The organism is bacterium, from assembly GCA_021372515.1.
GTDB lineage: Bacteria > Gemmatimonadota > Glassbacteria > GWA2-58-10 > GWA2-58-10 > JAJFUG01.
In genome coordinates this window covers 1-2,195 of the sequence record JAJFUG010000188.1, presented here as the reverse complement: position 1 = coordinate 2,195, position 2,195 = coordinate 1, and the positions used below count along the sequence as shown (strand labels likewise).

At 67.5% G+C, this 2,195-nt stretch carries 3 protein-coding genes; all 3 read left to right on the top strand.

Features of this window, described 5'->3' with window-relative positions; translation table 11 throughout:
- On the top strand, positions 1–909 hold a 909-nt coding region (locus LLH00_17150; protein ID MCE5273008.1), incomplete at its 5' end, for a DUF2339 domain-containing protein.
- 54 nt (positions 910–963) lie between these two features.
- A complete protein-coding gene (locus tag LLH00_17145; protein MCE5273007.1) occupies positions 964–1,581 on the top strand; it encodes a hypothetical protein in 618 nt (205 codons plus the stop codon).
- Positions 1,527–2,195, top strand: a 669-nt coding sequence (locus LLH00_17140) for a long-chain fatty acid--CoA ligase (protein MCE5273006.1), incomplete at its 3' end; no start/stop codon positions are given. The genes LLH00_17145 and LLH00_17140, both read left to right, overlap by 55 nt.

Here is a 2,195-nt window from a genome sequence, read left to right as displayed (position 1 = left end):
GGGCTGTTCCTCTGGCTGGTTTTCTGGCTCGTTCCGACAGCGCGCGCGTTCCGGCAATCGGACGCGGACAGCGGATCACCCCTCGCTGGCAGCGCTCTTTCCGCCCGTATCCTGACAGTGCTGTCGCCGGGTCTGGCTCTGCTCTTCACCTGGCGGGTCTTTCCACTCCCGGCAGTTCACCTGGGCTGGATCGTTCTGGCCGCGGCGCTTCTGTACGCGCTGATCGCGGGCGGACTCGAACGCATGAAACGGACAGACTTTGCGGCCTGCCACCTGGCGGTGGCGCTGGGCCTTTTAACCCTCGGCCTGGGCTGCCTCCTTCATGGGAACGCGCTCCTGCTCGGCCTGGCGCTGGAGGGCGTAGCGCTGCACTATGTCAACCGGAAGGAGGGTTCGGTCTGGCTGGCGGCGGCCGGGCACGGCCTGTTCCTGGCAGTTATGCTCTGGTTGCTGAACCGCCTGGGCGAGGGGTTCGGCCAGGGGGCCCCCGCGACCGCGGTGCTGAATGCCCGCGGCCTGACCGACCTGGCCGTTCTGGCTGTGGGCCTGGCCGCCTCCTGGTATCTGAACTCCTTCGGCCGGATGGCCTATCGCCTTCTGCTGCACGGGCTGTTCATGTTCTGGCTTTCGCGGGAGTTGCTTGTGCTGCCAGCGGGGCAGGCCTGGGTCTCCCTGAGCTGGGGGCTCTACGCCCTGGCCCTGATGCTGGCCGGGCTGCGCCTGGACCGCCGCGGCCTTCGCCTGACCGCCTTTCTCACCCTGGCGGCCCTCTTGATCAAGCTGTTCCTGGTCGATCTGGCCAGCCTGGAGGCGCTCTGGCGGGTTCTGCTTTTCCTGGGCTTCGGCGGGGCTTTCCTGGCCCTGGGCTACTGGTTCCGCTCGCTCTGGAAACCGCTGACCGACCGTTAGCCGCAAGGCAAATGAACGTGCAAGGCCTGTGTCAGGCCGAGGGAGGAACGTACAATGTGTGAGGAAAAGATCGAGAACCAATGCCTGAAGAAAGCCGGCCTGCTTTTCTGGCTGGGCTGGACCGCTTTGACCATGGCCGGTTACGGGGTGGGGTTCCTGCTCGGGTTTGTCCTGGGGCACCTGGGAGGGCATGTGGTCGCGGGGGCGGTGACCGGAGCCGTAATCGCAGGGTCGCAGTTTTCCCTGCTGCGTCCCTGGTTGAGACAGCCTGTCCGCTGGGTCTGGGCCGCAATTCCAGGCCCGGCCCTGGCCGGGCTGGCCTTTGACATCGGCTTTCACGCTTTCGGCCAACGGCTGGATTTCGTCCCCCTGCTGACAGCCGCCGGTGCGGTCAGCGGCGCTCTTCAGGGGCTGCTCCTGCGACGCGGCCGTGTCTGGACAGTAGTCTATGCGCTTGTCTCGGCCGCGGCCTGGCCGCTCAGCATGTACGGCTTCGCGCAGCCCCTTTACCGCGGCGCGGTGGTGCTGGTGCTGTTCAGGAACGGGATCCTGCCCGGGGCCACCGCCGGAGCGATCCTGGGCGCTCTGACCGGCGCGGCCCTGGTCCTGCTGCTGCGGTGCGGCAAAACAAGGCCGGAGACGAACATTGCCCGGCCCGGCGGGACGGATTAAGTTTCAGCGCAACCCGGGCCGCTTTCCCTCTGAACGCTGAGGACAACACGGACAGCCTGATTCAAATCCTGCTCGACTCGCTGGGGCGCAACGCCGGGCGCGAGATGCTGGTCGACCTGGCCGCGCCGGAGGGCGCGCTGCGGGTGAGCGGCGGATCGCTCCGGGCCGGGGCGTTCCGCGCGGCGTGCAGCCTGACGGAGATGGGAATCGTGCCGGGCGCGCGGGTGGCGCTCTCCGGGGCCAACTCGGCGCGCTGGGTGGCCGCCGCACTGGGAGTGCGGCTCGCCGGTTGCAGCCTGGTGCCTCTGGACAGCGAGCTGAGCCAGCCGGAGCGCGAGGGTATTCTGCGCTTTGTCCAGCCCACTCTCATCATGGCGGACCGCCGTTTGCGCGAGCGGTTCGAAGGTCTCGCCCCGCAGATTGTAAACCTCGACAGTCTCGACCTCACCCCCGGCGCACCTGAATTCACCCCTCTGGACCTCCAACCCGCGCAACCCTGGGTTATCATTTTCACCTCCGGCACCACCGGCACGCCCAAAGGCGTCATGCTGAGCGAGGCCAACCTTCTGCACCAGGTGCGCCTGTTCCTCGGCCATCCCGAGCTGATCGGCCCG